At 60.0% G+C, this 5,380-nt stretch carries 5 protein-coding genes; 3 read left to right on the top strand and 2 right to left on the bottom strand.

The window, feature by feature from the left end; translation table 11 throughout:
* Window positions 1-101: 101 nt before the first annotated feature.
* A complete protein-coding gene (locus AC4PS6_RS22395; protein WP_014718171.1) occupies window positions 102-887 on the bottom strand; it encodes a DeoR/GlpR family DNA-binding transcription regulator in 786 nt (261 codons plus the stop codon).
* A gap of 120 nt (window positions 888-1,007) precedes the next feature.
* Between AC4PS6_RS22395 and AC4PS6_RS22390 the strand changes: the two genes are divergently transcribed.
* On the top strand, window positions 1,008-2,168 hold the full coding sequence (locus AC4PS6_RS22390) for an alpha-hydroxy acid oxidase (protein WP_020302077.1): 1,161 nt from the start codon (window positions 1,008-1,010) through the stop codon (window positions 2,166-2,168).
* A gap of 192 nt (window positions 2,169-2,360) precedes the next feature.
* On the opposite strand, the gene AC4PS6_RS22385 is transcribed toward AC4PS6_RS22390, so the two are convergent.
* On the bottom strand, window positions 2,361-3,287 hold the full coding sequence (locus tag AC4PS6_RS22385) for an alpha/beta hydrolase (RefSeq protein WP_032903886.1): 927 nt from the start codon (window positions 3,285-3,287) through the stop codon (window positions 2,361-2,363).
* A 153-nt stretch (window positions 3,288-3,440) separates the two neighbouring features.
* Between AC4PS6_RS22385 and AC4PS6_RS22380 the strand changes: the two genes are divergently transcribed.
* Both AC4PS6_RS22380 and AC4PS6_RS22375 read left to right on the top strand, forming a co-directional pair.
* Window positions 3,441-4,304: an SDR family NAD(P)-dependent oxidoreductase gene (locus tag AC4PS6_RS22380; RefSeq protein ID WP_020302079.1), complete on the top strand. Its 864-nt coding sequence runs from the start codon at window positions 3,441-3,443 to the stop codon at window positions 4,302-4,304.
* Between the two features lie 28 nt (window positions 4,305-4,332).
* Entirely contained in the window at window positions 4,333-4,920 is a 588-nt protein-coding gene (locus AC4PS6_RS22375; RefSeq protein ID WP_020302080.1) for an NUDIX domain-containing protein, read from the top strand.
* The last annotated feature ends 460 nt before the right edge of the window (window positions 4,921-5,380 follow it).

The following is a 5,380-nucleotide window of genomic DNA, read 5'->3' as shown; positions in this document are numbered from 1 at the left end:
TTCCGGCCAGCGTGGTTTAACGGGGCGCCTAAGATCAAGATCAAAAGCAGATCAAAAGCAGATCAAGATCAAGAGCGGCTCGCTTCGCATCGTGGTTTGTATCACTGCACGTCCACTCGCTGCACCTGCAACCCCAACTGTTTATATGCCTGCACATCCGGTGCATCCCACTCGGTAATCAGCGTATGAATACGGCTGCATGGCGCCACCACAAAGGGTTCCACCGCGCCGAGTTTGTCTGAGGTGGTCACGGCGATGACGTGGGACGCGCTGTCGAGCAAGGCTTGCTTGACGGCGACTTCACCAAAATGCAGCGAGGTGATGCCCACTTGCGGGTGCAATGCGCACACTCCGGTGAACAACAGGTCGGCCTTGACGCTCTGGATCAGGCGCACCGCTTCATGGCCGCCGGTGGAGAGCGTAGCGGGGTTGAGTTGGCCGCCGGCCAGGATCACTTTTATATGCGGATGGTCGGCCAGGGCGATGGCGATCATGGGGGATGGCGTGACCACAGTCAGGTGCAGTGCATGGGGCAAGCACTGCGCAATCTGCAAGGTGGTGGAGCCAGAATCGAACAGCACGATCTGGCCGTCTTCAACCCGCTCCGCCGCCACGCGGGCGAGGTGGCGCTTGACCTCGTTGGTCTCGCCGACACGGGTAAAGAAATCCTTGCCGGTGTCCTTGGGCCGGGGCAGGGCGCCGCCGTGTACGCGTTGCAACAGGCCGGCGGCAGCGAGTTCGCCAAGGTCGCGGCGGATGGTGTCCTGGGACACGGCGAAATGCTCGACCAACTCAGATGCGGTGACCTTGCCGTCGCGTTCCAGCAGCAACAAGATCTTTTGTTTGCGCAGGGAAGGCAGGTCGATGGCTTGATGAGTGTTATGCATGTTTGTGCGCTTTATTGCGGGTTTGTGCGAGATTAATCGTCAGTCCATCTAAACGCAACGGCTGGTTGCCCACGCTCCTGCCGGTTACTCTCTGTGTTCAGTTCAGGGAGAGGTAACCCGATGCCGTTGATCACAACCATCGAAGACTTACGCAAGCTGGCGCAAAAACGTGTCCCCCGCATGTTCTACGACTACGCCGATTCCGGCTCTTGGACTGAGAGCACCTACCGCGCCAACGAAACTGATTTTGCGCGTATCAAGTTCCGTCAACGGGTGGCGCGCAATATCGACGAGCGTTCGATCCGCGCCAGTATGATTGGCCAGGACATGGCCATGCCCGTGGCGCTGGCGCCGACTGGACTGGCGGGCATGCAGCATGCCGATGGCGAAATCCTCACTGCCCGTGCCGCTGCTGCGTTCGGGCTGCGCTACACCTTGTCGACCATGAGTATCTGTTCGCTGGAAGACATCGCCGAGCACGTCGGCCAGCCGTTCTGGTTCCAGCTGTATGTGATGCGCGATCGCGGTTTTATCGAGCAGTTGATCGAGCGCGCCAAGGCGGCCGGGGTGGATGCATTGGTGCTGACCCTGGATTTGCAGATTCTGGGGCAGCGCCACAAGGACTTGATCAATGGTTTGTCCGCGCCGCCCAAGCTGACCCTGCCGAACATTCTCAACATGATGACCAAGCCGCGCTGGGTGATGGGCATGCTGGGTACCCAGCGGCGTGGTTTCGGCAATATCGTCGGGCATGTGAAGGGGGTGGCCGACATGAGTTCGCTGTCGTCGTGGACCGCCCAGCAATTTGACCCGCGCCTGAGCTGGGACGATGTGGCGTGGATCAAGCGGTGCTGGGGCGGCAAGCTGATCATCAAGGGCATTCTCGATGTGGAGGATGCGCGCTTGGCGGCCGATTGCGGTGCCGATGCGTTGGTGGTGAGTAACCACGGTGGCCGGCAGCTTGATGGCGCGCCGTCGAGCATCAGCCAATTGCCGGCGATTGTCGAGGCCGTGGGCAACCGCATTGAAGTGTGGCTCGACGGGGGTATTCGTTCCGGCCAGGACGTGCTCAAGGCCATGGCGCTGGGCGCCAAGGGCACCATGATTGGCCGCCCGCACTTGTATGGGTTGGGGGCGATGGGCGAGGCGGGGGTGACCAAGGCGCTTGATATCATCGCCCGCGAACTGGATGTGTCGATGGCGCTCTGTGGCTATAAGGATATACGCGAAGTAAATCGCGAAATCCTGTTGCCCGGTACCTTTCCTGGAAGCACGGCTTGAGCAAAAAAAACGTAAAAATATACAAAGAGTTGTCCACGAAAACCGTGGGTATCTCTGTGGATAACTTTGCGAAGGCCCGGCAGCGTTGGCGATTTCAGCGAAGATCATTATTTGATCAACTTGTATTTCGGGCCAACATGGCCAGGGTTTGCGCTTGACAGCCAAGTGCGAAACCAGTGTCGAAAAGCGTATTTACGAGGCGTTATCGCGGCCTGTGGAGTGTGTCACCACCTGGGCAGGCATCTTCGTGCGCATCAGGTTTTCCAGCGCCTGGCCATAGCTGCGTCCGGCGAGGTTCATGCTGTTGTTATGGCTGGCACCGGGCACCAGCAACAGGTGTTTGGGTTGCTGGGCGGCTTCGAATAACTGCTGGCTGAAGCGCGGTGGTACGTAGCGGTCGTCGAGGCCGTGGACCACCAGCAGCGGCATGTGGATGTCGGCAATCTTGTCGATGGAATCGAACTTCTGCGACAGCAACCAGCGCACCGGCAATGAGGTGTTGGCAACGGCCGTGGCGACATCCGCCAGGGAGGTGAACGTGGACTCGATCACCAGCCCGCGCACCGGCAATGGCACCTGCTTGCCCAACTCGGCAGCGAGGTCGATGGCGACCGCGCCACCCAGGGAGTGCCCGTAGATCAGGCGCTTGCCGGGGTCTGGTTGCAGGGTCTGGAAACGCTCCCAGGCAATGCGAGCGTCCTCGTACACCGTGGCTTCCGAGGGCAAGTCGCCCTGGCTTTGGCCAAAGCCGCGATAGTCGATGGCCAGGACCGAAAAGCCCAGGGCATGCAATTGCTCGATGCGAAACAATTGGCCCGTGAGGTTCCAGCGTACCCCGTGCAGGTAGAGGATGGCGGGCGCGTCTTTGTTGGCTGCCGGGTACCACCAGCCATGAATGTTCTGCCCTGCTTTGAAACTGGCGGGCTTGAGTTCGAATTCCTGCACCGCCTTGGGCAGGCCGGTGTACCAGCCGGCGGTTCCCGGCTCGATGCGAAACACAAGTTCGCGCTCCTTGTGTTGCAACACGGCGCAACCGACCGGCAGGCCGACAATCAACACGGCCATGCACAGCCAGACAAACCAGCGCAGGCCCCGGCGGGGCATAGAAGCAGAAGACATGAAGGTTCCAGAACAAAGATGAAGCACGGGTTTTACCAGATGGCCTGGGCGGGTAGGCATTAATGCGACGGCCGTGATGGATGAAAGTGTTACAGCATTGAACAATCCTCGTGCGGGTTGTTAGGGTGAGGGGCTGAACAGGAGGAAAAACACATGGATTTCACTGGTAAAACCGCAATCGTCACCGGAGGTGCGCGTGGCTTGGGACTCAGTTATGCACGAGCACTGGCGCAGGCTGGGGCCCGTGTTGTCATCAGTGATATTGGCGCCGACAACGTGGGCACCGGCACCGATGCGTCGGTGGTGCAACAGGCCGCCGAGGCGTTGCGCGCCGAAGGGTTGATGGTAGCGGGCCATGGCGGTGACTTGTCCACGGACGAGGGGTGTCGGCAGTTGATCAGCTATACCCTCGAAACCTTCGGCCAACTCGATATTTTGATTCACAACGCCGGCTGGGTGGGCTACCAGCCCATCACAGAACTCGATGCTGCGTTCCTGCAGCGCGCCATGGACATCAACCTCTACGCACCGCTGTGGTTGTGCAAACATGCCTGGCCACATCTGCTGCGCTCTTGTGCGCCGCGCATCATCCTCACCACCTCCGACCGCGCCATGTATGCGCAATACGAACAGACCGGGCTGGTGGCCTACAGCGCTGGCAAGATGGCGCAAGTGGGGATCATGAATGCCTTGAGTCACGAAGGCGCTGAGGCCGGGGTGCTCGTCAACGCGATCTCGCCGGTGGCCAAGACGCGCATGTGGGGCGTGACCCAAGAGCCGGACGAACTCAAGCCGGATTGGGTGACGCCGGGCGTGTTGTTCCTGGCTTCCCGGCAGTGCACCGATACCGGCTATATCCTGCGCGCCAGCAATGGCCAATTCACCGCCACGCGTTTCAGTGAAAATCCTGGCGTGGATTACCCACGCAATCTTGCCCGGATCAAAGCAGGCAGTGCTGAAGAAGTGGCCGCCGCGTGGTCGCATATCAAACAGCCGCCCACCCAGGCCACCACCTGAATCTGTTTCCACCTACCAAGGCTCGACCATGAACGATAGCCCCGTGCGCATCACCGCCGAAGAAACCCTCTCGGACAACTGGTACCTGCTGAAGAAATACAGCTTCGACCTGCGCCGTCGCGACGGCAGTTGGCAAGCCCAGACCCGCGAGGTGTATGACCGGGGCAACGGTGCGACCATCCTGTTGTACAACCGTGAGCAACGCACAGTCTTGCTGATTCGCCAGTTCCGCATGCCCACGTTCGTCAACGATTACCCCGGCTACCTGATTGAAGCGGCGGCCGGTTTGCTCGATAACGCCAGCGCCGAAGAACGCATCCGCCTGGAGGCCGAGGAAGAGACCGGCTATCGCGTGGGGCATGTTGAGAAAATCTACGCGGCGTTCATGAGCCCGGGATCGGTGACCGAGCGGATTCACTTTTTTATCGGTGAATACCAGCCAGGCGACCGAGTGGGGGCGGGCGGTGGCCTGGAAGAAGAGGGCGAGGATATCGAGGTGCTGGAGCTGGGCTTTGAGCAGGCACTGGCGATGGTGCAGAGCGGGGAGATTGTGGATGGCAAGACGATCATGTTGTTGCAGCATCTGGAGCTGCGGATGTTGAAAGAGGGGTGGTGAGGTATGCCTTCATGTGCATAGGTATCTACACAACTTTGGCACGACGCTAAATCTGTGGCGAGGGAGCTTGCTCCCGTGACGGCCTGGCAGCCGACACAGATATAACTGATGCCCCGCGATCCAATGTGGGAGCTGGCTTGCCTGCGAAGACGGCCTGACAGTCAACACAGTTGGACCGTGTACATATCCATTCCTGCGGTAACGGCCACTTAGGGTTCCGCCTGACGGCGGGTCACTTTGGAAAAGAGCCCCAAAGTAACCAAAGGGCTCTTGCCCCACCACTCGGCACCTCGCTTAGGCTCGGTGTGCCCGTAATCCGCCAGTGATTTGGGGGGCCGCCGCCACGCGCCATCCATGGCGCGGGGCGGCTAAACCGGCATCCCTGCCGGTTTACCCCCCAAATCACTGTCGAATTCCGGCCAGCGTGGTTTAACGGGGCGCCTAAGATCAAAAGCAGATC

Source organism: Pseudomonas sp. DW-iso17, from assembly GCF_058725345.1.
The sequence above is the reverse complement of the archived record's forward strand: the minus strand, read 5'-3'. Positions and strand labels throughout refer to the sequence as shown.